Source organism: Pseudomonas sp. 32_A, assembly GCF_017490905.1.
GTDB lineage: Bacteria > Pseudomonadota > Gammaproteobacteria > Pseudomonadales > Pseudomonadaceae > Aquipseudomonas > Aquipseudomonas inefficax.
Genome location: NZ_JAFGYI010000473.1, coordinates 1 through 246, shown reverse-complemented (window position 1 = coordinate 246; position 246 = coordinate 1). Strand labels below are relative to the sequence as shown.

At 63.4% G+C, this 246-nt stretch carries 1 protein-coding gene; it reads right to left on the bottom strand.

Annotated elements, in window-relative coordinates; translation table 11 throughout:
* The coding region (locus tag J5M58_RS27485; protein ID WP_207880657.1) for an amino acid permease at window positions 1-246 on the bottom strand (246 nt) is incomplete at both ends.

Genomic DNA, 246 nt, shown 5'->3' with positions numbered 1-246 from the left:
ACGGCACCACCTTGGCCACGGTGGTCACCTGGTTGATGAACGCCGCCTCCTTGATACCGCGCAGCACCAGGAAGTGCACCGCCCACAGCAGCAGCGAGGCGCAGCCGATGGCGATTGGCGTGTTGCCTTCGCCGAAGATCGGGAAGAAGTAGCCCAGGGTGCTGAACAGCAGTACGAAGTAGCCGACGTTGCCCAGCCAGGCACTGATCCAGTAGCCCCAGGCCGAGGAGAAGCCCATGTAGTCGC